The organism is Clavibacter rahimiani (assembly GCF_052654495.1).
In genome coordinates, this window is the sequence record NZ_CP199790.1 from 1,905,577 (window position 1) to 1,928,331 (window position 22,755).

At 70.8% G+C, this 22,755-nt stretch carries 18 protein-coding genes; 7 read left to right on the top strand and 11 right to left on the bottom strand.

Annotated features, from left to right (window positions below; translation table 11 throughout):
* The first annotated feature begins 260 nt into the window (after nucleotides 1-260).
* Entirely contained in the window at nucleotides 261-1,271 is a 1,011-nt protein-coding gene (locus ACT7CP_RS09080; RefSeq protein ID WP_445441978.1) for a COX15/CtaA family protein, read from the top strand.
* 361 nt (nucleotides 1,272-1,632) lie between these two features.
* Here ACT7CP_RS09080 and ACT7CP_RS09085 read toward each other — a convergent pair whose 3' ends face one another.
* Entirely contained in the window at nucleotides 1,633-2,553 is a 921-nt protein-coding gene (locus ACT7CP_RS09085) for a heme o synthase (protein WP_413962827.1), read from the bottom strand.
* A 173-nt stretch (nucleotides 2,554-2,726) separates the two neighbouring features.
* On the opposite strand from ACT7CP_RS09085, the gene tkt reads away from it, so the two are divergent.
* The 6 genes from tkt (at nucleotide 2,727) to pgl (ending at nucleotide 11,015) form a co-directional block, all read left to right on the top strand.
* A complete protein-coding gene (tkt, locus tag ACT7CP_RS09090) occupies nucleotides 2,727-4,817 on the top strand; it encodes a transketolase (RefSeq protein ID WP_413962826.1) in 2,091 nt (696 codons plus the stop codon).
* Between the two features lie 148 nt (nucleotides 4,818-4,965).
* Nucleotides 4,966-6,081 (top strand): transaldolase, encoded by a 1,116-nt coding sequence (gene tal / locus ACT7CP_RS09095; protein ID WP_445441979.1) that lies wholly within the window; start codon nucleotides 4,966-4,968, stop codon nucleotides 6,079-6,081.
* Nucleotides 6,078-7,673 carry a glucose-6-phosphate isomerase gene (locus ACT7CP_RS09100; RefSeq protein WP_445441980.1) on the top strand — a complete coding sequence of 532 codons (1,596 nt, stop codon included), beginning with the start codon at nucleotides 6,078-6,080 and terminating at the stop codon, nucleotides 7,671-7,673. The genes tal and ACT7CP_RS09100 overlap by 4 nt, the downstream gene beginning before the upstream one ends.
* A gap of 38 nt (nucleotides 7,674-7,711) precedes the next feature.
* Nucleotides 7,712-9,253, top strand: a complete 1,542-nt coding sequence (gene zwf / locus ACT7CP_RS09105) for a glucose-6-phosphate dehydrogenase (protein WP_413962823.1) — start codon at nucleotides 7,712-7,714, stop codon at nucleotides 9,251-9,253.
* The gene (locus ACT7CP_RS09110; protein WP_307500951.1) at nucleotides 9,250-10,245 is read left to right on the top strand and encodes a glucose-6-phosphate dehydrogenase assembly protein OpcA; all 996 of its coding nucleotides are present in this window, start codon (nucleotides 9,250-9,252) and stop codon (nucleotides 10,243-10,245) included. Before zwf ends, ACT7CP_RS09110 begins: the two co-directional genes overlap by 4 nt.
* On the top strand, nucleotides 10,245-11,015 hold the full coding sequence (gene pgl / locus ACT7CP_RS09115; RefSeq protein ID WP_445441981.1) for a 6-phosphogluconolactonase: 771 nt from the start codon (nucleotides 10,245-10,247) through the stop codon (nucleotides 11,013-11,015). Before ACT7CP_RS09110 ends, pgl begins: the two co-directional genes overlap by 1 nt.
* 150 nt (nucleotides 11,016-11,165) lie before the next feature.
* On the opposite strand, the gene ACT7CP_RS09120 is transcribed toward pgl, so the two are convergent.
* The 10 genes from ACT7CP_RS09120 to uvrA all read right to left on the bottom strand — a co-directional run bounded on the left by ACT7CP_RS09120 (nucleotide 11,166) and on the right by uvrA (nucleotide 22,703).
* The gene (locus tag ACT7CP_RS09120) at nucleotides 11,166-11,534 is read right to left on the bottom strand and encodes an RNA polymerase-binding protein RbpA (protein WP_307500949.1); all 369 of its coding nucleotides are present in this window, start codon (nucleotides 11,532-11,534) and stop codon (nucleotides 11,166-11,168) included.
* An 11-nt stretch (nucleotides 11,535-11,545) separates the two neighbouring features.
* Nucleotides 11,546-11,797: a preprotein translocase subunit SecG gene (gene secG, locus ACT7CP_RS09125; protein ID WP_012299313.1), complete on the bottom strand. Its 252-nt coding sequence runs from the start codon at nucleotides 11,795-11,797 to the stop codon at nucleotides 11,546-11,548.
* A gap of 141 nt (nucleotides 11,798-11,938) precedes the next feature.
* Nucleotides 11,939-12,742: a triose-phosphate isomerase gene (gene tpiA / locus ACT7CP_RS09130; RefSeq protein WP_413962821.1), complete on the bottom strand. Its 804-nt coding sequence runs from the start codon at nucleotides 12,740-12,742 to the stop codon at nucleotides 11,939-11,941.
* On the bottom strand, nucleotides 12,733-13,947 hold the full coding sequence (locus ACT7CP_RS09135) for a phosphoglycerate kinase (RefSeq protein WP_445441982.1): 1,215 nt from the start codon (nucleotides 13,945-13,947) through the stop codon (nucleotides 12,733-12,735). Before ACT7CP_RS09135 ends, tpiA begins: the two co-directional genes overlap by 10 nt.
* Nucleotides 13,948-13,953: 6 nt before the next feature.
* On the bottom strand, nucleotides 13,954-14,961 hold the full coding sequence (gene gap / locus ACT7CP_RS09140) for a type I glyceraldehyde-3-phosphate dehydrogenase (protein ID WP_307500946.1): 1,008 nt from the start codon (nucleotides 14,959-14,961) through the stop codon (nucleotides 13,954-13,956).
* Nucleotides 14,962-15,087: 126 nt separating this feature from the next.
* On the bottom strand, nucleotides 15,088-15,714 hold the full coding sequence (locus tag ACT7CP_RS09145; protein WP_307500945.1) for a superoxide dismutase: 627 nt from the start codon (nucleotides 15,712-15,714) through the stop codon (nucleotides 15,088-15,090).
* A gap of 177 nt (nucleotides 15,715-15,891) precedes the next feature.
* Complete coding sequence (gene whiA, locus ACT7CP_RS09150; RefSeq protein WP_012299318.1) at nucleotides 15,892-16,872, bottom strand: DNA-binding protein WhiA; 981 nt, start codon at nucleotides 16,870-16,872, stop codon at nucleotides 15,892-15,894.
* Between the two features lie 29 nt (nucleotides 16,873-16,901).
* A complete protein-coding gene (gene rapZ, locus ACT7CP_RS09155) occupies nucleotides 16,902-17,777 on the bottom strand; it encodes an RNase adapter RapZ (protein ID WP_413962817.1) in 876 nt (291 codons plus the stop codon).
* A 76-nt stretch (nucleotides 17,778-17,853) separates the two neighbouring features.
* A complete protein-coding gene (gene uvrC, locus ACT7CP_RS09160) occupies nucleotides 17,854-19,782 on the bottom strand; it encodes an excinuclease ABC subunit UvrC (RefSeq protein ID WP_413962816.1) in 1,929 nt (642 codons plus the stop codon).
* Nucleotides 19,782-22,703, bottom strand: a complete 2,922-nt coding sequence (uvrA, locus tag ACT7CP_RS09165; protein ID WP_445441983.1) for an excinuclease ABC subunit UvrA — start codon at nucleotides 22,701-22,703, stop codon at nucleotides 19,782-19,784. The genes uvrC and uvrA overlap by 1 nt, the downstream gene beginning before the upstream one ends.
* Between the last annotated feature and the right edge of the window lie 52 nt (nucleotides 22,704-22,755).

The following is a 22,755-nucleotide window of genomic DNA, read 5'->3' on the forward strand; positions in this document are numbered from 1 at the left end:
TACCTGCTTTCCTGACGATCTGGGCGTATCAGCGCCGTATCGGCATTCCCCCGCACGGCGACGCCGCTTCGGTGACGAGAGGAAGACTGTGGGTGTCCGGGATGCGGCGGTATGACGCCCCGCACCCCTCTTAGGATGAACACGAACGCGGGTGGACTTGTTCCCGCCGTCCTCGCTGACGTGCCGGATGCTGCAAGACCCGACGTGTTCCATGAACCACCCGATTCTACGGGCAATCCAGCGGGCGCGGAAGGCAGGCAGTGACTCACGGCACCGATGCGGGGCAGTCTCCCAGTGGGAGCGTGCTAGGTCAGACCACCATGGTCGCGAGGCGGCTGCGGGAGCGGCTGCCGGACGGGATCACCCGCACGACGCGGTTCCTCGTCTGGGCGACCCTGGTGGTGCAGACGCTCGTCGTCGGCACCGGCGGGCTCGTGCGCCTCACGGGCTCGGGCCTCGGCTGCCCCACCTGGCCGCGCTGCACCGCGGACTCCTTCGTCTCCACGCCGGAGATGGGCGTCCACGGGGTCATCGAGTTCGGCAACCGCCTCCTCACCTTCCTGCTCGTGATCGTCGCGATCGCCACCTTCCTCGCGGTGCTCCGCCTCCGGAACCGCGGCCGCGGGCTCTTCTCGATCGCGCTGGCCATCGGCCTCGGGATCCCGGCGCAGGGCGTGATCGGCGGCATCACCGTGCTCACCGGCCTCAACCCCTACATCGTGGGCCTGCACTTCGTCGTGTCGGTGGTGCTCGTGGTGCTGTCGACCGTGCTGGTGTGGCGCACGTACCACCCGCTCGACGAGGCGGAGCGCTCCGTCCCGGCGTCGTTCCTGCGCATCGCGCGGGCCACGGCGGTCGTCGTCGGGATCACGATCCTCGTCGGCATCGTCGTGACGGGATCCGGCCCCCACGCGGGCGACCAGGGTGCGGCGCGCAACGGCCTGGACCCGGAGCTGCTGCAGCACGTCCACAGCTGGCCGGCCTACGCGACCCTCGGGCTCACCGTGGTCCTCGTCGTCCTGGCCGCGCGCCACCGCTGGACGGTCGTCTCGCGCTGGACCCGGGTGCTGCTCGGGGTGGAGCTGGCGCAGATCGCCGTCGGCCTCATCCAGGCGCGCACGGGTCTCCCCGAGTTCCTGGTCGGGCTGCACATGGTGCTCGCCTGCCTGCTGGCGTCCGCCATGACGGCGACGCTGCTCAGCACGACGCGGCGGGCCGACACGCTCCGCCTCACGCCCGCCGAGGTGCGGCGGTCCGCCCACGTGGGCTGATCCCCCTCCCCGACCCACGACGCCCGCCCGAGCACCGCTCGAGGCGGGCGTCGTCGCGTTCGGCGGGACGCCGGTTCCGGGCGGTGCGGCCGCCGGTCGTGAGGAGCGCGGCGGCCGGTCGTGAGCGGGGCCTCGTCCCGCGCGGGCACGCGCACGTCGCCGCACCCGACAGGTACGGGACCACCGACCGCCACGACGAGCGGCACCCGCCGTCGCGAGACGACGCGGTGATGGCGTGCGCGACGGCGTGCGGAGGCCCTCGTCACGCAGCCGCAGACGGGCGTCGGACGCGGCGAGAGCGGTCGCGTCGGGCGCCGCCGGGGATCCGCCGGACCTCAGCCCGCGGCGGTGACCGCGCGGATCAGAACGGGAGCAGCGGGTCGATGCCGACCGCGAGGAACAGCAGCGAGAGGTACGAGATGGACGCGTGGAACACGCGCATCGGCTTGATGGGCTCGTGCCGCACGGCGAGGTCGTAGAGGCGGTGCGTCTCGTAGACGAACCAGCCGCCGCCCGCGAGGGCCGCGAGCGTGTAGACGAGGCCCATGCCGGCGACGGGGATGAGCAGGAGCGAGCAGGCGAGCGTGGCCCACGCGTAGAGGATCGTCTGGAGGCCCACGGCGGCGCGGCCGCGCACGACCGCGAGCATCGGCACGTTGACGGAGGCGTAGTCGTCCCGGTACTTCATGGACAGCGGCCAGTAGTGCGGCGGGGTCCAGAGGAACACGATCATGAAGAGGATGACGGGCGCCCACGAGATGTCGCCCGTGACGGCGGCCCAGCCGATGAGGACGGGCATGCAGCCCGCGGCCCCGCCCCACACGATGTTCTGCGGCGTGCGGCGCTTGAGCCACAGCGTGTAGACGAAGACGTAGAAGAGGATCGCGGCGAGCGACAGCGCGGCGGCGAGCCAGTTGGCGATGACGCCGAGCCACACGATGCTCGCGACGCCGATGATCCAGGCGAAGACCAGGGCCTCGCGGTCGGTCAGCTCGCCGGTGACGAGGGGGCGGCGCTGCGTGCGCTTCATGACGCGGTCGATGTCGCGGTCGATGTAGCAGTTGAACGCGTTCGCGCTCCCGGCGCTGAGCGCCCCGCCGACGAGGACGCCGAGGACCAGCCAGAGGTTCGGGAGGCCGCCCTGCGCGAGGATCATGACGGGCGCGGTCGTCACGAGCAGGAGCTCGATGACGCGCGGCTTCGTCAGTGCGACGTACGCCTTGGTCTTCCTCGCCACGCCGATCGTCTCCCGATCGACCCGACTCTGCACCGCAACGTTCATCGCACCTCTAACTCGCCGGACATTCCCTCCCCATGGTAGGCCACGGCACCTGCGAGCCGAGCCGCGCGGGGGTCGTCCGAGGCGCATCGGAACACCGAGGGGCAAGTGGGTGTTCCCTATACTGATAGGCGGTCCGGCTGGGCCTCCCCCATCTTCAGAAGGGCTAGAACCAAGTGGCAGCATTGCAATGGGACCCCATCGACAGCAAGGCGGTCGACACCGCACGGATCCTCGCCGCGGACGCGGTCGAGAAGGTCGGAAACGGTCACCCCGGCACCGCCATGAGCCTGGCCCCCGCGGCCTACCTCCTGTTCCAGAAGGTCATGCGCCGCGACCCGTCCGACAGCACCTGGATCGGTCGCGACCGGTTCATCCTCTCGGTGGGCCACAGCTCGCTCACGCAGTACACGCAGTTCTTCCTCGGCGGCTACGGCCTCGAGATCGAGGACCTCCAGGCGCTCCGCACGTGGGACTCCAAGACCCCGGGCCACCCCGAGTACGGCCACACCGACGGCGTCGAGATCACCACCGGCCCCCTCGGCCAGGGCCTCGCCTCGTCCGTGGGCTTCGCCTACGCCGCCCGCTACGAGCGCGGCCTCTTCGACCCGGAGACCCCGGCCGGCGAGAGCCCCTTCGACCACTTCGTGTACGTGATCGCCGGCGACGGCGACATGCAGGAGGGCATCACCTCCGAGGCCTCCTCCCTCGCGGGGCACCAGGAGCTCGGGAACCTCATCGCGATCTACGACAGCAACCAGATCTCGATCGAGGACGACACCGACATCGCCTTCACCGAGGATGTCGCCGCGCGCTACGAGTCCTACGGCTGGCACGTCCAGCTCGTCGACTGGAAGAAGACCGGCGAGTACGTCGAGGACGTGCAGGAGCTGTTCGACGCCGTCGAGGCCGCCAAGGCCGAGACGCGCAAGCCGTCGCTCATCATCCTGAAGACGATCATCGGCTGGCCCTCCCCGAAGAAGCAGAACTCGGGCAAGATCCACGGCTCCGCCCTCGGCGCCGAGGAGCTCGCGGCCGTCAAGGAGATCGTCGGCTTCGACCCCGAGAAGAGCTTCGAGGTGCCGGACGGCGTCCTCGAGCACACCCGCCAGGCCGTCGAGCGCGGCCAGGAGCAGCACCGCGAGTGGGACGAGAAGCTCGCCGCGTGGGCCGAGGCGAACCCCGAGCGCAAGACGCTGCTCGATCGCGTCCTCAAGGGCGACGCCCCCGAGGGCCTCGACGACGCGCTCCCCGTGTTCCCGGCCGGCAAGGCCGTCTCCACGCGCGCCGCGTCGGGCAAGGTCATCAACGCCATCGCGGAGGTCATGCCGGAGCTGTGGGGCGGCTCCGCCGACCTCGCCGAGTCGAACAACACGACCATCGAGTCGGCGCCGTCCTTCGTGCCGGCCGAGCGCTCGACCGACATGTGGAAGGGCGACCCCTACGGCCGCGTCCTCCACTTCGGCATCCGCGAGCACGCCATGGGCGCGATCCTCAACGGCATCGTCCTCCACGGCAACACGCGCCCCTTCGGCGGCACGTTCCTCATCTTCAGCGACTACATGCGCCCGGCGGTCCGTCTCGCCGCGCTCATGAAGGCGCCGTCGATCTTCGTCTGGACGCACGACTCGGTCGCCCTCGGCGGCGACGGGCCCACGCACCAGCCGGTGGAGCAGCTCGCCAGCCTCCGCGCCATCCCGGGCCTCGACGTCATCCGCCCCGCGGACGCCAACGAGACCGCGCAGGCGTGGAAGACGATCCTCACGCGTCGCATGGGACCCGCCGGCATCGCGCTCTCGCGCCAGAACCTGCCCGTCCTCGAGCGCGGCGCGGGTGAGGCCACGGCCACCGAGTTCGCCTCGGCCGCCGGCGTCGCCCAGGGCGCGTACATCCTCGCCGACACCGAGGGCACGCCCGACGTGATCCTCATCGCCACGGGCTCCGAGGTGCAGTTCGCCGTCGAGGCCCGCGAGGCCCTCGCCGCGGACGGCGTCCAGGCCCGTGTCGTCAGCGCCCCGAGCCTCGAGTGGTTCGAGGAGCAGGACGCGGCGTACAAGGAGCACGTGCTCCCCCAGGCGGTCGCCGCGCGCGTCTCCGTCGAGGCGGGCGTCTCGCTCTCCTGGAAGCAGTACGTCGGGCACCACGGCCGCAGCATCTCGATCGAGCACTTCGGCGCCAGCGCCGAGTACGAGGTCCTGTACCGCGAGTTCGGCATCACGACGGAGGCCGTCGTGGCCGCCGCCAAGGAGTCCATCGCCTCCCTCTAGAAGCTGACGAGGAGCGGGGCGGCCGAGCTGCTCCGCTCCCCGCCGGCTCGCCCCGACCGGCCCGCCACTCCGGCGGCCGGACGGGTCCCGGGAGGGGCGACGAACCGCCCCTCCCCCTGAACCTCACAACCAGCATGAAGAAGGCAACATGACCGACACCACTTCCCCCACCGCGCAGCTCTCCGCCGCGGGCGTCAGCATCTGGCTCGACGACCTGTCCCGCGAGCGCATCGATGCCAAGGGCATCGAGAAGGTGATCGCCGAGCGCGACGTCGTCGGCATCACGACGAACCCCACCATCTTCGCGTCGGCCCTCGCCAAGGGCGAGGCGTACGACGCCCAGGTCCGCGAGCTCGCGGCCGACGGCGCCGACGTCGACCGCGCGGTCTTCGAGATCACCACCCGCGACGTCGGCGAGGCCGCGCGCATCTTCCGCCCCGTGTACGACCGCACCGCCGGCTTCGACGGCCGCGTCTCCATCGAGGTCTCCCCCGACTTCGCCAACGACACCCAGGCCACGATCGACGAGGCCCACAAGCTCTGGGACAAGATCGCCGAGCCCAACGTCATGATCAAGATCCCCGCGACCCGCGAGGGCCTCGAGGCGATCACCGAGGTCATCGGCGCCGGCATCAGCGTCAACGTCACCCTGATCTTCTCGCTCGAGCGGTACCGCGAGGTCATCAACGCGTACCTGACCGGCCTCGAGAAGGCCAAGGCGGCGGGCATCGACCTGTCGACCATCCACTCGGTCGCGTCCTTCTTCGTGTCGCGCGTCGACACCGAGATCGACAAGCGCCTCGACGCGCTCGGCACCGAGGAGGCCACCTCGCTCAAGAGCAAGGCCGGCGTCGCCAACGCGCAGCTCGCGTACCAGGCGTTCGAGCAGTCCTTCGCGTCCGAGCGGGCCCAGGGCCTCCTCGGCGCCGGCGCGAACAAGCAGCGCCCCCTCTGGGCCTCGACGGGCGTCAAGAGCCCCGACCTGCCCGACACCCTGTACGTCACGCAGCTCGTCGCCGCGGACGTCGTCAACACGATGCCGGAGAAGACGCTCGACGCGACCTTCGACCACGGCGTCATCGAGGGCGACACCATCACGGGCTCCTACGACGCCGCGAACGACGTCCTCAACCGCGTCGACGCGCTCGGCATCTCCTACAAGGAGGTCACCGAGCTCCTCGAGGAGGAGGGCGTCGCGAAGTTCAAGGTGTCGTGGAGCGAGCTCATCGAGACCGTCACCACTGCCCTGGACGGCGCCAAGTGAGCGTCCGCATCGCGCTGAGCGGCGCGGCGGCCACGGCCGTCGAGACCCACGTCCCCGCGCTCGTCGAGGCGCACGTCGCGTCCGGCATCACCGGGCTCGACGGCACGCTGTGGGGCCCGGACGCCGAGTCCGAGGCCACCAAGCGCCTCGGCTGGACGCAGGCGGTCACCGTCTCCCGTCCCCTCGTCGCCGAGATCACCGCGCTCCGCGAGGAGCTCCGCGGCCAGGGCGTCGACCACATCGTCCTCGGCGGCATGGGCGGATCGTCGCTCGCGCCCGAGGTCATCACCCGCACCGCGGGCGTCGAGCTCATGGTCCTCGACTCGACCGACCCGGGCCAGGTGCTCGCCGCCCTCGGCGACCGCCTCGCGAGCACGGCCGTCGTCATCTCGTCGAAGTCCGGCTCCACGCTCGAGACCGACAGCCAGAAGCGCGTCTACGAGACGTCGTTCCGCGAGGCGGGCATCGACCCGACCACGCGCATCGTCATCGTGACCGACCCGGGCTCCCCGCTCGACCAGTCGGCGCGCGCCGACGGCTACCGCGTCTTCAACGCTGACCCCGACGTGGGCGGCCGCTACAGCGCGCTGACCGCGTTCGGCCTGGTGCCGTCCGGCCTCGCCGGCGCCGACATCTCGGGCCTGCTCGACGAGGCCGAGGCCGCGTCCGCGCAGCTCGCCGTCGACGACGTGTCGAACCCGGGCCTCGTGCTCGGCGCCGCGATCGCCGGCACCTCGCCGCTCAAGGACAAGCTCGGCATCGTCTCCGACGGCACGCACATCGTGGGCTTCGGCGACTGGGTCGAGCAGCTCATCGCGGAGTCGACCGGCAAGCTCGGCACGGGCCTCCTGCCCGTCGTGCTGTCGACCGACGCGCCCGAGCTGGGCCTCGACCTCGCCGACCTGCAGATCGCGCGGCTCGTCGCCGACGTCGACGCGCACGCGGCGGCCGAGGGCGAGATCGTCATCAGCGGCACGCTCGGCGCGCAGATCCTCACGTGGGAGTACGCCGTCGCCGTCGCGGGACGCCTGCTCGAGATCAACCCCTTCGACCAGCCCGACGTGGAGGCCGCCAAGGTCGCTGCGCGCGGCCTGCTCGACGACCGTCCCGCCCCCGAGGCCCCCGTGGTCACGACGGACGGCATCGAGGTCCGCGGCACGAGCGAGGTCACCGAGGGCGCGACCGACGTCTCGTCCGCCATCGACGCCCTGCTCGCGCAGGTCGGCCCGACGGGCTACGTCGCCGTCCAGGCCTTCGTCGACCGCCTCGCCCTCCCCGAGCTCGAGCGCCTCCGCGACGCCGTCGCCCGCAAGGTCGGCCGTCCGGTCACGTTCGGCTGGGGACCCCGCTTCCTGCACTCCACGGGGCAGTTCCACAAGGGCGGCACCCCCGTCGGCGTGTTCCTGCAGATCACCGCGGACGCGGCCGAGGATCTCGCGATCCCCGACCGTCCCTTCACCTTCGGCGAGCTCATCCAGGCCCAGGCCGCCGGCGACGCCACCGTGCTCGCCGAGCACGGCCGTCCGGTCCTGCGACTGAACCTGACCGACCCCACCACGGACGCCCGGGCCCTGCTCTCGACGCTCGAATGACCGCATCGCCGGATCCGTCCGGCAGATCGAGGAGTTACATGTCGCCGGTGGATATCACCCCGGAATTCAATCCCCTGCGGATCCCGGCCGATCGTCGGCTGAACCGCATCGCGGGGCCGAGCAGCCTCATCATCTTCGGCGTGACGGGTGACCTGTCGCGCAAGAAGCTGATGCCGGCCGTCTACGACCTCGCCAACCGGGGGCTCCTGCCCCCCGGCTTCGCGCTCATCGGCTTCGCCCGGAGGGACTGGGAGGACCAGGACTTCGAGCAGGTCGTGTACGAGGCCGTCAAGCAGTACTCGCGCACCAAGTTCGACGAGGACGTCTGGCGCCAGCTGGCGCAGGGCATCCGCTTCGTGCAGGGCACCTTCGACGACGACGAGGCGTTCCAGACGCTGAAGGACATCACCGAGGAGCTCGACCGTGAGCGGGGCACGATGGGCAACCACGCGTTCTACCTGTCGATCCCGCCGAAGTCCTTCCCGCTGGTCACCGAGCAGCTCCGCCGCTCGGGCCTCGCGGACCAGAAGGAGGGTCACTGGCGCCGCGTCGTCATCGAGAAGCCCTTCGGGAGCGACCTCAAGACGGCCCGCGAGCTCAACGCGGTCGTCGAGTCGGTCTTCCCGCCGGACTCGGTGTTCCGCATCGACCACTACCTGGGCAAGGAGACGGTCCAGAACATCCTGGCGCTGCGCTTCGCCAACCAGCTGTACGAGCCCCTGTGGAACGCCAACTACGTGGACCACGTGCAGATCACCATGGCCGAGGACATCGGCGTGGGCGGCCGTGCCGGCTACTACGACGGCATCGGCGCGGCCCGCGACGTGATCCAGAACCACCTCCTGCAGCTCCTCGCCCTCACGGCCATGGAGGAGCCCGTCGCGTTCGACGCGTCGAGCCTCCGGGACGAGAAGGAGAAGGTGCTGTCTGCGGTGCGCCTGCCGAAGGACCTCTCCACCGCCACCGCCCGCGGGCAGTACGCCGGCGGATGGCAGGGCGGCGAGGAGGTCGTGGGCTTCCTCGACGAGGAGGGGATGGATCCCCAGTCCTCGACCGAGACCTACGCGGCCATGCGGCTCGACATCAACACGCGTCGCTGGTCGGGCGTGCCGTTCTACCTGCGGGCGGGCAAGCGCCTCGGCCGCCGCGTGACGGAGATCGCGGTCGTGTTCAAGCGCGCCCCGCAGAACCTGTTCGCGGAGGACCAGACCTCGGCGCTCGGGCAGAACGCGCTCGTGATCCGGGTGCAGCCCGACGAGGGCGTCACCATCCGCTTCGGCTCCAAGGTGCCCGGCGCGGGGATGCAGGTGCGCGACGTCACCATGGACTTCGGCTACGGCCACGCCTTCACGGAGGCGAGCCCGGAGGCGTACGAGCGGCTCATCCTCGATGTGCTGCTCGGCGACCCGCCGCTCTTCCCCCGCCACCAGGAGGTCGAGCTGAGCTGGAAGATCCTGGACCCCATCGAAGAATTCTGGCGCACGCAGGGCCAGCCCGAGCAGTACCGTCCGGGCACCTGGGGGCCGGCCTCGGCCGACGAGCTCCTCGCCCGCGACGGACGGACCTGGAGGCGGCCATGAGAGTCGATCTGCCGAACACCACAACCGCCAAGATCTCGAAGGCGCTCGTCAAGATCCGCGAGGAGGGCGGCGCCGTCGCCCTCGGCCGCGTCCTGACGCTCGTGATCTCCACCTCGCTCGGCAGCGAGGAGGAGGCCATCGAGGCCGCCAACGACGCGTCGCGCGAGCACCCCATGCGCGTCATCGTGATCTCGACCGAGCGCGGAGCCGCCCGGGAGACGACCACCGAGACGGCCCGGGTCGACGCCGAGATCCGCGTGGGCGGCGACGCCGGCGCGAGCGAGGTCGTCGTCCTCCGCGTGTACGGCGCGGCCGCCGAGGACGAGGAGAGCCTGGTCACCGGCCTCCTCCTCCCCGACGCGCCCGTCGTCGCGTGGTGGCCGCACGATGCGCCCGCGGTCGTCAGCCAGTCGCCGCTCGGCCGCATCGCGCAGCGCCGCATCACGGACTCGTCCACGAGCAGCAACCCGCGCGTGACCCTGCAGCACCTCGCCGAGACGTACGCCCCCGGCGACACGGACTTCGCGTGGACGCGCCTGACGCTGTGGCGGGCCCTGCTCGCCGCGGTGCTCGACCAGCCGCCGTACGAGCCCGTCACGCAGGTGGAGGTGTCCGGCGCCGCCGACTCGCCCTCCACGGTGCTGCTCGCGGCCTGGCTCGGGCTGCAGCTGCAGGTGCCCGTGCTGCACGAGGTCACCACCCGGGCCACCGGCTCGAGCGGGATCCACGGCGTGCGGCTGCACCGTGCGTCGGGGGTCATCGACCTCGACCGGCCGATCGCCAACGTCGCGACGCTCAAGCAGCCGAACCAGCCGACGCACGACGTGAGCCTCCCCCGCCGGAGCCTCCGTGACTGCCTGGCGGAGGAGCTGCGGCGCCTCGACCCCGACTCCCTCTACGGGGACGTGATCCGTCACGGCCTCGAGCGGGCGACGGCGGGGCACGGCTACATCACCGCGTCGACGACCGCACGGAAGGACTCGGACGACTGATGACGAACGACCGCAGGGTGCTCGTGCACCCCGACAAGAAGGCCATGACCGGCTCCGTCGCCGCGCGCTTCCTCACGAAGCTCGTCGACATCCTGGATGAGGAGGAGACGGCCAACGTCGTCCTCACCGGGGGGACGGTGGGCCCGAGCATCCTCGCGGCCGTCAACGAGTCCGCGGCGCGTGACAGCGTCGACTGGACCCGTGTCCACTTCTGGTTCGGCGACGAGCGGTGGCTGCCCCAGGGCGATCCCGAGCGCAACGACACCACGGTGCGCGAGGCCCTGCTCGACCACATCGACGTGCCCGCGGAGAACATCCACGCCATGGGCGCGAGCGACCAGGGGCTGAGCCTCGAGGAGGCCGTCGCGGCCTACCGCGCGGAGCTCGCCGTTCACGCCAACGGCGACTCCGGTCTCCCACGCTTCGACATCACGTTCCTCGGCGTCGGACCGGACGGGCACGTCGCGTCGCTCTTCCCCGACAGCGAGGGGATCCGCACGATGGACGCCGCGGTGATCCCCGTGCGCAACTCCCCCAAGCCGCCGGCCGAGCGCATCTCGCTCACGCTGCCGGTGCTGAACTCGTCGCTGCGCATCTGGATGGTGCTCGCCGGGCCGGACAAGGCGTTCGCGCTGGGTCTCGCCCTCGCGGGTGCCGACCGCACCGAGGTGCCCGTCGCGGGCATCAAGGGGCGCAAGCGCACGGTGTTCTTCATCGACCGCGAGGCCGCCGCGGACGTGCCGGAGAACCTGATGCTGTCGTCCTACTGACGACGGTGCCGGGTTGACCGGCGCAGGCACGACGAAGGGCGGGTCCTCCGGGACCCGCCCTTCGTCGTCCGCCACGGCACGTCCTCGCGACGGCATGCAGAACGCCCCCGTCCACAGGGACGGGGGCGTTCGACGAGAGGGGGCTGCGGCCTACTTCGTGGCCTTGACGGTCCCGCGACGCGCACGGAGCTGCTCGAGCGCCTCCTCGAGGAGCTGGCTCGCCTCCTCCTCGCTGCGACGCTCCTTCACGTACGCGAGGTGCGTCTTGTACGGCTCCAGCTTGGCGACCGACGGCGGGTTCGCCTTGTCGCGCCCGGCCGGGAGACCCGACTGCGGCGAGTCGATGGTGACGGGGATCTCGTCCTCGGGCAGGTTCGCCGCGAAGTGGCGGACGGTCTCGTTGCCGAGGGCGTCCCAGTACGAGATCGAGATGCGCTCCGCGTGGAAGCCCCTGTCCTGCTCGCCCATGGGGCCCGCGCCGACGCGCGAACCGCGGATGGCGCTTCCTCCTGATGCCATGTGGCTGCTCCCTACAATCCGGTGTCGAACTTGGTGATCAGTCCGAGGACCACGATGCACGTGACCCAGATCAGACCGAGGATGACGGTGATGCGGTTCAGGTTCCGCTCGGCCACGCCCGACGAGCCGAGGCTCGACGTGGTGCCGCCCCCGAACATGTCGGACAGACCGCCGCCCCGCCCCTTGTGCAGGAGGATGAGCATGGTCAGCAGGAGGCTGGTGATTCCCAGAACCACCTGCAGGACTACCTGGAGGATTTCCACGTGCGGCCTTTCGGGTGCGCGGTGCTGTGGCCGAGTCGACCGTGATCGGCCGATGGGCCGTTGTCGATTATAGCGGCAGGCTGGATGCGGCGAGCCGTCCGCGCCCGGTGGGGCGCGGACGGCTCGGGATGCGCGTGCGGCTCAGACGCCGACGTGGGAGCGGAACCGCGCGATGGCGGAGAACTCCTGCACGTCGAGGCTGGCGCCGCCGACGAGGGCGCCGTCGACGTCCGGCTCGCGGAGGAAGCCCGCGATGTTGCCCGACTTGACGGATCCGCCGTACAGGATGCGCGTGGCCTTCGCGGCCTCGTCGCCGAGCAGCTCGGCGACCACGGCGCGCAGGGGCGCCGCGACCTGCTGGGCCTGCTCGGGCGTCGCGGCCTTGCCGGACCCGATCGCCCACACGGGCTCGTAGGCGACGACGACGTCGGCGCCCTTCGGCAGCCCCTGCAGCGCGACGCGCAGCTGGGCGACGGGGACGGCGCTGGCGCCGTGCTCCTCGAGGTCCGCCGCGGTCTCGCCCACGCAGATGACCGGGACGATGCCGTGCTGGACGGCCGCCGCGGACTTCGCCGCCACCTGCTCGTCGGTCTCGCCGTGCAGCGTGCGCCGCTCGGAGTGCCCGACGATCACGTAGCGGCACGCGAGCTGCGCCAGGAACGCCGCGGAGATCTCCCCCGTGTACGCGCCGGACTCGTGCTCGGAGACGTCCTGCGCGCCGTACGCCAGCTCGAGCTTGTCCGCCGAGACGAGCGTCTGCACGCTGCGGATGTCGGTGGCCGGCGGGAACACCGCGACCTCCGCCTCCGCGTAGTCGTGCTTCGCGTCCTTGAGGCTCCACGCGAGCTTCTGCACGAAGGCGATGGCCTGGAGGTGGTCCAGGTTCATCTTCCAGTTGCCCGCGATGAGGGGCGTGCGCCCCTGCGGGCGATCGGTCACTGCCATCCGAGGACCTCCAGTCCCGGCAGGCGCTTCCCCTCGAGGAACTCGAGGCTCGCGCCGCCTCCGGTCGAGATGTGACCGAAGCGGTCATCATCGAATCCGAGCGCGCGGACGGCCGCGGCGCTGTCGCCGCCTCCGACCACGGACAGCCCCTCGACGCGCGTGAGCGCGTCGGCGACCGTCTTCGTGCCGGCCGCGAACGGCTCCAGCTCGAAGACGCCCATGGGGCCGTTCCAGAACACGGTCGTGGAGCCGCGGATGATCGTCGCGAACGCGTCGGCGGTCTCGGGGCCGATGTCGAGCCCCAGCCCCTTCGCGCCCGCGGGCGTCCCCTCGATGGCGTCGGCGCGGGTGACCTCGTGCGCGGCGTCGGCGGAGAACCCGTCCGCGACGACCACGTCGGTCGGCAGGACGATCTTGACGCCCCGCTCCTCGGCCTCGGCCAGGTAGCCCCGGACGGTCTCGACCTGGTCCTCTTCGAGGAGGCTGGCTCCCACCTCGTGGCCCTGTGCCTTGAGGAACGTGAACAGCATCCCGCCGCCGATGAGCAGCGAGTCGACGCGCGGCAGCAGGTGGCCGATCACGCCGAGCTTGTCCGACACCTTGGATCCGCCGAGGACGACCGTGTAGGGCCGCTCCGGGTTCTCCGTCAGGCGGTCGAGCACCTCGAGCTCGCTGGCGATGAGCGAGCCGGCCGCGCTGGGGAGCGCGGACGCGAGCTCGAACACGCTGGCCTGCTTTCGGTGGACGACGCCGAAGCCATCGGACACGAACGCGTCCCCGAGCTCGGCGATCCGCTCCGCGAAGCCGCGGCGGACGGACTCGTCCTTGCTCGTCTCCTCCGCGTGGAAGCGGAGGTTCTCGAGCACGACGACGTCGCCGTCGTCGAGGGCCGCGACGGCCGCGGCGGCGGAGTCGCCCACGGTGTCGGCGGCGAAGGCCACGTCGGCTCCGAGGAGCTCGCCGAGGCGGGCCGCGACGGGCCGCAGGCTGTACTTCTCATCCGGCGTGCCGTCGGGACGGCCGAGGTGCGAGATGACGACGACGCGGGCCCCGGCCTCGCGGAGACCCGTGAGGGTCCCCAGCGAGGCGCGGATGCGCCCGTCGTCACCGATCACGCCGTCCTTCAGGGGGACGTTGAGGTCGCAGCGCACGATGACGCGGCGTCCCCGGAGATCCCCCAAGGAATCGATGGTGCGGAGTGCCACGGCCGGTTACAGGCGGTCGGCGACGTACTCGGTGAGGTCGACGAGGCGGTTGGAGTAGCCCCACTCGTTGTCGTACCACGACGCGACCTTGACCTGCGAGCCGATGACCTTGGTGAGGCCGGCGTCGAAGATCGAGGAGTGCGGGTCGTTGACGATGTCGCTGGAGACGATGGGGTCCTCGGTGTACTTGAGGATGCCCTTGAGGGGGCCCTCGGCGGCGGCCTTGTACGCGGCGTTGACCTGCTCGACCGTGACGTTCGCCGTGGTCTCGATGGTGAGGTCGGTGATCGAGCCGGTGGGCACGGGCACGCGGAGCGCGTAGCCGTCGAGCTTGCCGACGAGCTCGGGGATCACGAGGCCGAGGGCCTTCGCGGCGCCCGTCGACGTGGGGATGATGTTGAGCGCGGCGGCGCGGGCACGGCGGAGGTCGCTGTGCGGGCCGTCCTGCAGGTTCTGGTCGGCCGTGTACGCGTGGACCGTCGTCATGAGGCCGCGCTCGATGCCGAACTCGTCGAGGAAGACCTTGGCGAGGGGCGCGAGGCAGTTCGTGGTGCAGGACGCGTTGGAGATGACGTCGTGCGTGGCGGGGTCGTAGGTGCCCTCGTTGACGCCGAGGACCAGGGTCGCGACGTTGTCGCCCGTGGCGGGCGCGGAGACGAGGACCTTCTTGGCACCGGCGGCGATGTGCTTGCGCGCGTCCTCCGCCTTGGTGAAGCGGCCGGTCGACTCGATGACGATCTCGACGCCGAGCTCGCCCCAGGGGAGGTTCGCGGGGTCGCGCTCCTCGAGGACGCGGATGGCCTTGCCGTTGACGACGATGTTGTCGCCGTCCAGCTCGACGGTGGCGTCCAGGCGGCCGTTGACGGAGTCGTACTTGAGCAGGTGCGCGAGCGCCTTGTTGTCGGTGAGGTCGTTCACCGCGACGATCTCGATGTCGCTGCCCTTGGCGAGCGCGGCGCGGAAGTAGTTGCGGCCAATGCGGCCGAAGCCGTTGATGCCGATCTTGACGGTCACGTGTTCTCCTGATGTTCTGCGCGCTCGGGGGCGGCGGTGGGTGGTGGAGGTCGAGGGTCTTCGGGGAGCCTGCCGTGCGGATCCGCGGGCGGCCGGGGTCTCCCGGCCGGCCGCCCGCGGATGCGGCTACGAGAGGAGGAAGAGGCCCTGCGTCTTGGTGCGGGCGGCCTCGAAGCGCGCCTGCACGTCGGCCCAGTTGACGATGTTCCAGAACGCCTTGACGTAGTCCGCCTTGACGTTGACGTAGTCGAGGTAGAAGGCGTGCTCCCACATGTCGAGCAGGAGGATCGGAACGGTGCCCGCCGCGAGGTTGCCCTGGTGGTCGTACAGCTGCTCGATGATGAGCTTCTGGCCCAGCGAGTCCCACGCGAGGATGCTCCAGCCGGAGCCCTGGATGCCGAGGGCGGACGCGGTGAAGTGCGCCTGGAACTTGTCGTACGAGCCGAAGAACTCGTCGATGGCCGCGGCGAGCTCGCCGGTGGGCTTGTCGCCGCCGTCCGGGCTGAGGTTGTTCCAGAACACGGTGTGGTTCACGTGGCCCGCGAGGTTGAACGCGAGGTCCTTCTGGAACTTGTTGACGAAGGTCAGGTCGCCGGCGTCGCGCGCCTCCTGGAGCTTGACGAGGGCGGTGTTCGCGCCGTCGACGTACGTCTTGTGGTGCTTGTCGTGGTGCAGCTCCATGATGCGGCCGCTGATGTTCGGCTCGAGGGCCGAGTAGTCGTACGGGAGGTCGACGAGAGTGTAGTCAGCCATAGGTGTATCTCCTCTTCATTGCCCGGGGGCTCCCGGCCAGAGGCCGGGGGTGGGTGACGGATCGAGTCTAGTCCGGCGGCCCTCCGCGCCACCTGGCCGGATGACGCCCGGCGTCCGGCGGATCACCGGCGACGGCGACGCGGTCCCGCCCCGTCGTCCGCACCGGAGGCGAGGGGATCAGACGTCGTCGAGGTCGGCCGGCAGGTTGGCGTCGGTGCCGGGCAGGCCCTCGTCGACGGCCTTCTTGTCGGCCATCGCCAGCAGGCGGCGGATGCGGCCCGCGACCGCGTCCTTCGTCATGGGCGGGTCCGCGTGGTGGCCGAGCTCGTCGAGGCTGGAGTCGCGGAAGCGCAGGCGCAGGTCGCCCGCGTACTTGAGGTGCTCGGGGATGTCCGGGCCGAGGATCTCCATGGCCCGCTCCACGCGCGCGCACGCGGCCACGGCGGCCTGGGCGGAGCGGCGGAGGTTGGCGTCGTCGAAGTTGACGAGGCGGTTGGCGGTGGCCCGCACCTCGCGGCGCTGGCGCATCTCCTCCCAGTTCACGACCGTGCCCTGCGCGCCCATGGCCCGCAGCATCTGGCCGATGGCGTCGCCGTCGCGGATGACGACGCGGTGCACGCCGCGGACCTCCCGCGCCTTCGCGCTCACGTCGAGCCGACCCGCCGCGCCGACGAGCGCCATGGCCGCCTCGTTGCCGGGGCAGGTGACCTCGAGCGCGGCCGAGCGGCCGGGATCCGTCAGCGTGCCGGCCGCGAGGAACGCCCCGCGCCACACGGCCGCGATCTCCTCGCGGGAGCCCGTGGTGAGGCGGTTGGGGAGCCCGCGGATGGGGCGGCGCCGGGCGTCGAGCAGGCCGGTCTGGCGGGCGAGGGTCTCGCCGCCCTCCATCACCCGGACCAGGTAGTGGGTGGCGCGGCGCATGCCGGACGCGGGGATGACGGAGATGTCGCTGCGGACCCCGTAGAGCTCCGCGAGGTCCTTGCGGACGCGGCGGGCGAGGAGCGGCGTGTCGAGCTCGGACTCGACCGCGATGCGGTTCGAGATGAGGTGCAGACCGCCGGAGAAGCGCAGGATGGTGGCCAGCTCGGCGGCCCTCACCGTGGTCTTGCTGACCTCGACGCGTGACAGCTCTTCCTTGACGTCCGAGGTCAGAGGCAAATGCTTACTCCCTTGATGAGATGGGTGCCCTACTCCCGGCCGAGGTCGCGGTGCTTGGTGCTGACAGCGACGCCGGGAAGGGCGCGGAGGAGGCTGGAGAGCTCCTCGGCGACGGCGACCGAGCGGTGCTTGCCGCCGGTACAGCCGATAGCGATCGTAGCGTGTCTCTTGTTCTCGCGCTGATAGCCGGCGAGCACCGGGGCCAAGGCGCCGGCGTAGGCGTGGACGAACTCCTCCGCCCCCTCCTGCCCCAGCACGTAGTCGCTGACGGCCTTGTCGCGGCCGGTCAGCGGGCGGAGCTCGGGGGTCCAGAAGGGGTTCGGCAGGAAGCGCATGTCGGCCAGCATGTCGGCGTCCGCGGGCGTGCCGTACTTGAAGCCGAAGCTCATGACGGTGACGCGCACGCCGGCGTCGTCGGCGCCGCTGAACTGCTCGGTGATGGTCGTGGCGAGCTGATGGATGTTGAGCTCGGACGTGTCGATGACGATGTCGCTCGCCTCGCGGATCTCGATCATCCGGGCGCGCTCGGCGGCGATGCCGTCGAGCAGCGTGCCGTTGCCCTGCAGCGGGTGCGGCCGGCGCACCTGCTCGAAGCGCCGCACGAGCGCCGCGTCCGTGGCCTCGAGGAACAGGACCCGCAGCCGCGGACCCGTGCCGAACGTCTGCAGGACATCCCGCAGCTCCGAGAAGAAGTCCCCGCCGCGGACGTCGACCACCGCCGCGATCTTGGGCAGGGACGTGCCCGCCCGCCCCGCGAGCTCGACGAGCGGCTTGAGCATCTGCGGCGGGAGGTTGTCGACGACGTACCAGCCGAGGTCCTCCAGCGCGTTGCCGACGGTGGAGCGGCCCGCGCCGGACATCCCCGTCACGATCATGACGTCCTGCTGGGGGATCTCCACGCTCATGCGGGGCTGCACCTCTCGTCGCGCTGGTCGGTGGATCCAGTCTAGGTGGGACCCGCGACACCGGGCCGGGCCCGGGTCACGAGCGGAGCCGCTCGTAGACCGCCTGCGCGAGCGTGGGTCCGATGGTGCGGACCGCGGCGATCTCGTCGACCTCGGCCTGCTTGAGCTTCGCGACCGACCCGAACTGCTGGAGCAGGCGCTGCACGCGCGACGGGCCGAGGCCGGGGATCTCGTTGAGCACCGACGTGATGTCGCGCTTGCGCCGGGCGCGCTGATGCGTGATCGCGAAGCGGTGCGCCTCGTCGCGGATGCGCTGGATGAGGAAGAGCGCATCGCTGTTGCGCGGCAGGATGATCGGGTAGTCGGAGTCCGGCAGCCAGATCTCCTCGAGGCGCTTGGCGATGCCCGCCAGCTGGATCCCCGTGACGCCCGACTCCTCGAGCGCCCGCTGGGCTGCCGCCACCTGCGGCTGCCCGCCGTCGACGATGAGCAGGTTCGGGCTGTACGAGAACTTGTTCACGGGAGGCGCCTCGCCGAGCTCGGGCGGCGCCGCGTCGGCCGGGACCTCCGTCTCCTTGCCGAGGTACGCGAGGCGGCGGGTGATGACCTGGTGGATCGACTCGGTGTCGTCCGTGGAGTCGGCGATGTTGAACCGGCGGTACTGGTCCTTCCGCGGCAGGCCGTCCTCGAACACGACCATGGACGCGACGATGTTGGTGCCGCTCAGGTGCGACACGTCGTAGCACTCCATCCGCAGCGGCGCGTCGGGCATGCCGAGCGCCTCCTGGATGTCGGCGAGGGCCTTCGACCGGGTGGTGAAGTCGGAGCTGCGTCGCGTCTTGTAGAGCATGAGGGCGTTCTGCGCGTTGGTGGCGGCGGTCTGCGCGAGCGCCGCCTTGTCGCCTCGCTGGGCGACCCGCAGGTCGACCTGCCAGGAGCTCGGTCGGCCGCGCCGCACGGTCCCGTCGTCCTCCCCGGCGGCCCGGCGCTGGCTGAGCCACAGCTCGAGCTCGGCCGCGTCCGCCGGCAGCTCGGGGACGAGGACCTCGCGCGGCGGGTGCGCCTCGTCCTCGTAGGCGTTGTGCAGGACGGTCTCGACGAGCTCGCCGATGCCGATGTCGAGCTCCTTGTCGACGACCCACGTGCGCGTGCCGCGGATGCGGCCGCCGCGGACCATGAACTGCTGCACGGCGGCGGCGAGCTCGTCGGCGGCGATGCCGAACACGTCGGCGTCGACCCGGTCGTCGAACACGACGGCCGTCTTGGAGAGGGCCGCCTCGAGCGCGCCGATGTCGTCCCGGTGCCGGGCGGCGGCCTCGTAGTCCATCTCCGCCGCGGCGTCCTTCATCCGCTGGGTGAGCTGGCCCACGTACTTCGAGTCGTTGCCGGCCATGAAGCTGACGAAGTCGTCCGCGATCTCGCGGTGCTCCTCCTCGGAGACCCGGCCGACGCAGGGCGCGGCGCAGCGGCCGATGTCGCCGAGGAGGCAGGGGCGGTTGGTCTGCCGGGCGCGCTTGAAGGTGCTCTCCGAGCACGACCGCATCGGGAACACCTTGAGCATGTGGTCGACCGTCTCGCGGATGGCCCAGACCTTCGTGTAGGGCCCGAAGTACTTCGCGCCCCGGATCTTGCGGTTGCGGGTGACCACGACCCGGGGGTACTCCTCGCCCAGCGTCACCGCCAGGTACGGGTACGACTTGTCGTCCCGGAACTTGACGTTGAAGGGCGGGTCGAACTCCTTGATCCACGTGAACTCGAGCTGCAGCGCCTCGAACTCGCTGCCCACGACCGTCCACTCCACGCCCGCGGCGGACGTGACCATGCGCCGGGTGCGCTCGTGCAGGCTCTCGAGCGGCGCGAAGTAGTTGGCGAGGCGCGCGCGCAGGTTGTTCGCCTTGCCCACGTAGAGCACGCGGCCAGCCGCGTCGCGGAAGCGGTACACGCCCGGCGACGTGGGGATCTCCCCCGCCGCCGGACGGTAGCCGACCGTGTCGGTGCGGGCCATCAGACGGCCGCGCGCTCCTCGCGCGCACGCGTGGACCCGGCCGCCGACGCCTCGGCCTCGGCCTCGAGCACCTCGCGGAGGAAGCCGCCGGTGTAGCTCTCGGGCACCGTGGCGAGGTGCTCGGGCGTGCCGGTGGCGAGCACCGTGCCGCCGCCCGCGCCGCCCTCGGGGCCCATGTCGATCAGCCAGTCGGCGGACTTGATGACGTCGAGGTTGTGCTCGATGACGATGACCGTGTTGCCCTTGTCGACCAGCCCGTTGAGCACGAGGAGGAGCTTCCGCACGTCCTCGAAGTGCAGGCCCGTCGTCGGCTCGTCGAGCACGTAGATGCTCCGGCCGTTGGAGCGGCGCTGGAGCTCGGTGGACAGCTTGACGCGCTGCGCCTCGCCGCCGGAGAGCGTGGTCGCGCTCTGGCCGAGCCGCACGTAGCCGAGGCCCACGTCGACCAGCGTCTTCATGAAGCGGTGGATGGCCTGGATGGGCTCGAAGAACTCCGCCGCCTCGCTGATGGACATGTCGAGCACCTCCGCGATGCTCTTGCCCTTGTAGTGGACGCTGAGGGTGTCGCGGTTGTAGCGCGCTCCCCCGCAGACCTCGCAGGCCACGTACACGTCGGGCAGGAAGTTCATCTCGATCTTGATGGTGCCGTCGCCCGAGCACGCCTCGCAGCGCCCGCCCTTGACGTTGAAGCTGAAGCGGCCGGGGAGGTAGCCCCGCGCCTTCGCCTCGGTGGTCTCGGCGAAGAGGGTGCGGATCCGGTCGAAGACGCCCGTGTACGTGGCGGGATTCGAGCGGGGGGTGCGGCCGATGGGGTTCTGGTCGACGTGGACGACCTTGTCGAGGTTCTCGAGGCCCGTGACGCGGGAGTGCTTGCCCGGCACCTTGCGGGCGCCGTTGAGCTCGTTGGCGAGCACCCGGTAGAGGATGTCGTTGACGAGGGACGACTTGCCGGATCCGCTGACGCCCGTGACGGCCGTGAGCGTGCCGAGCGGGAACGACGCGTTGACGTTCTGCAGGTTGTTGGCCCGCGCACCCACGACCTGGATCTGCCGCTTCCTGTCGATCTTGCGGCGCTTCGTCGGCGTCGCGATGGCGCGGCGCCCGGCGAGGTAGTCGCCCGTGAGCGACTCGCGGTTCTCGAGGAGGCCCTCGTAGGAGCCGGAGTGGACGACCTTGCCGCCGTTCACGCCCGCGCCCGGTCCGATGTCGACGACCCAGTCCGCCGTGCGGATGGTGTCCTCGTCGTGCTCCACGACGATGAGCGTGTTGCCGAGGTCGCGCAGCTTGACGAGGGTCTCGATGAGGCGGCGGTTGTCGCGCTGGTGCAGGCCGATGCTCGGCTCGTCGAGCACGTACAGCACGCCGGTGAGGCCCGAGCCGATCTGCGTGGCCAAGCGGATGCGCTGCGCCTCGCCGCCGGAGAGCGACGCGGCCGCCCGCGCGAGGTTGAGGTAGTTGAGGCCGACCTCGATGAGGAACTCCAGGCGCACGCGGATCTCCCGCAGCACCTGGGCGGCGATGTGCGCCTCGCGGTCCGTGAGCTCGAGCTGCGCCATGAACGCCTGGGCGTCCGAGAGGCTCATCTCGGCGACGTCGGCGATGTTCGCCCCGTGCACGAGCACCGCGAGCACCTCGGGCTTCAGCCGCTTGCCGTCGCAGACCGGGCACGGGATCTCACGGAGGTACTCGCCCCAGCGCGCCCGCTGGTTGTCGGTCTCCGCCTGCGCGAACTGGCGCTCGATGTAGGGCATGACGCCCTCGAAGCCGGACGAGTAGGTCATCTCGCGGCCGTAGCGGTTCTTCCACTTGACCTGCACCTCGAAGTCGTTGCCGCGGAGGACCGCCTCGCGGACCTCCTCCGACAGCTTCCGCCAGGGCGTGGTGAGCGAGAACTTGAGGTCGCGGGCGAGGCCGGCGAGGAGCTTCTCGTAGTACTGGAACAGGCCCTTGCCCTGCGTGGTCCAGGGCAGGATCACGCCGTCGGCGATGCTCAGCGACTCGTCGCCGATGAGGAGCTCCTGGTCGACCGACATGCGCGTGCCGAGGCCGGAGCACTCGGGGCAGGCGCCGAACGGCGCGTTGAACGAGAAGGTGCGCGGCTCGATCTCGGTGAGCTGGATCGGGTGGTTGTTCGGGCAGGACAGCTTCTCGGAGTACGTGCGGAGGCCGCCGGGGCCCTCGACGTCGACGAAGTCGATCATGACGATGCCGTCGGTGAGGCGCAGCGCGGTCTCGAGCGAGTCGGTGAGGCGCCCGAGGATGTCGTCGTTCGCGACGAGGCGGTCGACCACGACGGAGATGTCGTGCTTGTACTGCTTCTTGAGCTTGGGCGGCGAGCTGAGCTGGATGAGCTCCCCGTCGACGATGGCGCGCGAGTAGCCGCCGGAGGCGAGCTCCGCGAACAGGTCGACGAACTCGCCCTTCTTCTGCGACACGATGGGGCTGACGATCTGGTACCGCGTGCCGGACTCGAGCTCCATGAGCTGGTCGGCGATCTGCTGCACGGTCTGGCGCGAGATGCGCTCCCCGCAGACGGGGCAGTGCGCGACGCCGATGCGGGCCCAGAGCAGGCGCATGTAGTCGAAGATCTCGGTGATGGTGCCGACCGTGGACCGGGGGTTGCGGTTCGTCGACTTCTGGTCGATGGAGACCGCGGGGCTCAGGCCCTCGATGAAGTCGACGTCGGGCCGGTCGACCTGGCCGAGGAACTGGCGCGCGTACGCGGAGAGCGACTCGACGTAGCGGCGCTGGCCCTCGGCGAAGATCGTGTCGAACGCGAGGGACGACTTGCCGGACCCCGAGAGGCCCGTGAAGACCACCAGCGAGTCGCGCGGGATGTCGAGGTCGACGTCACGGAGGTTGTGGACACGGGCACCGCGGACGCTGAGGAGGGAGGAGGACTCGACGGGGGAGATTGACACCCGTCCATCGTATGCGCCGCCACCGACAGAGCAGACGGAGGGGAGCGGCGGC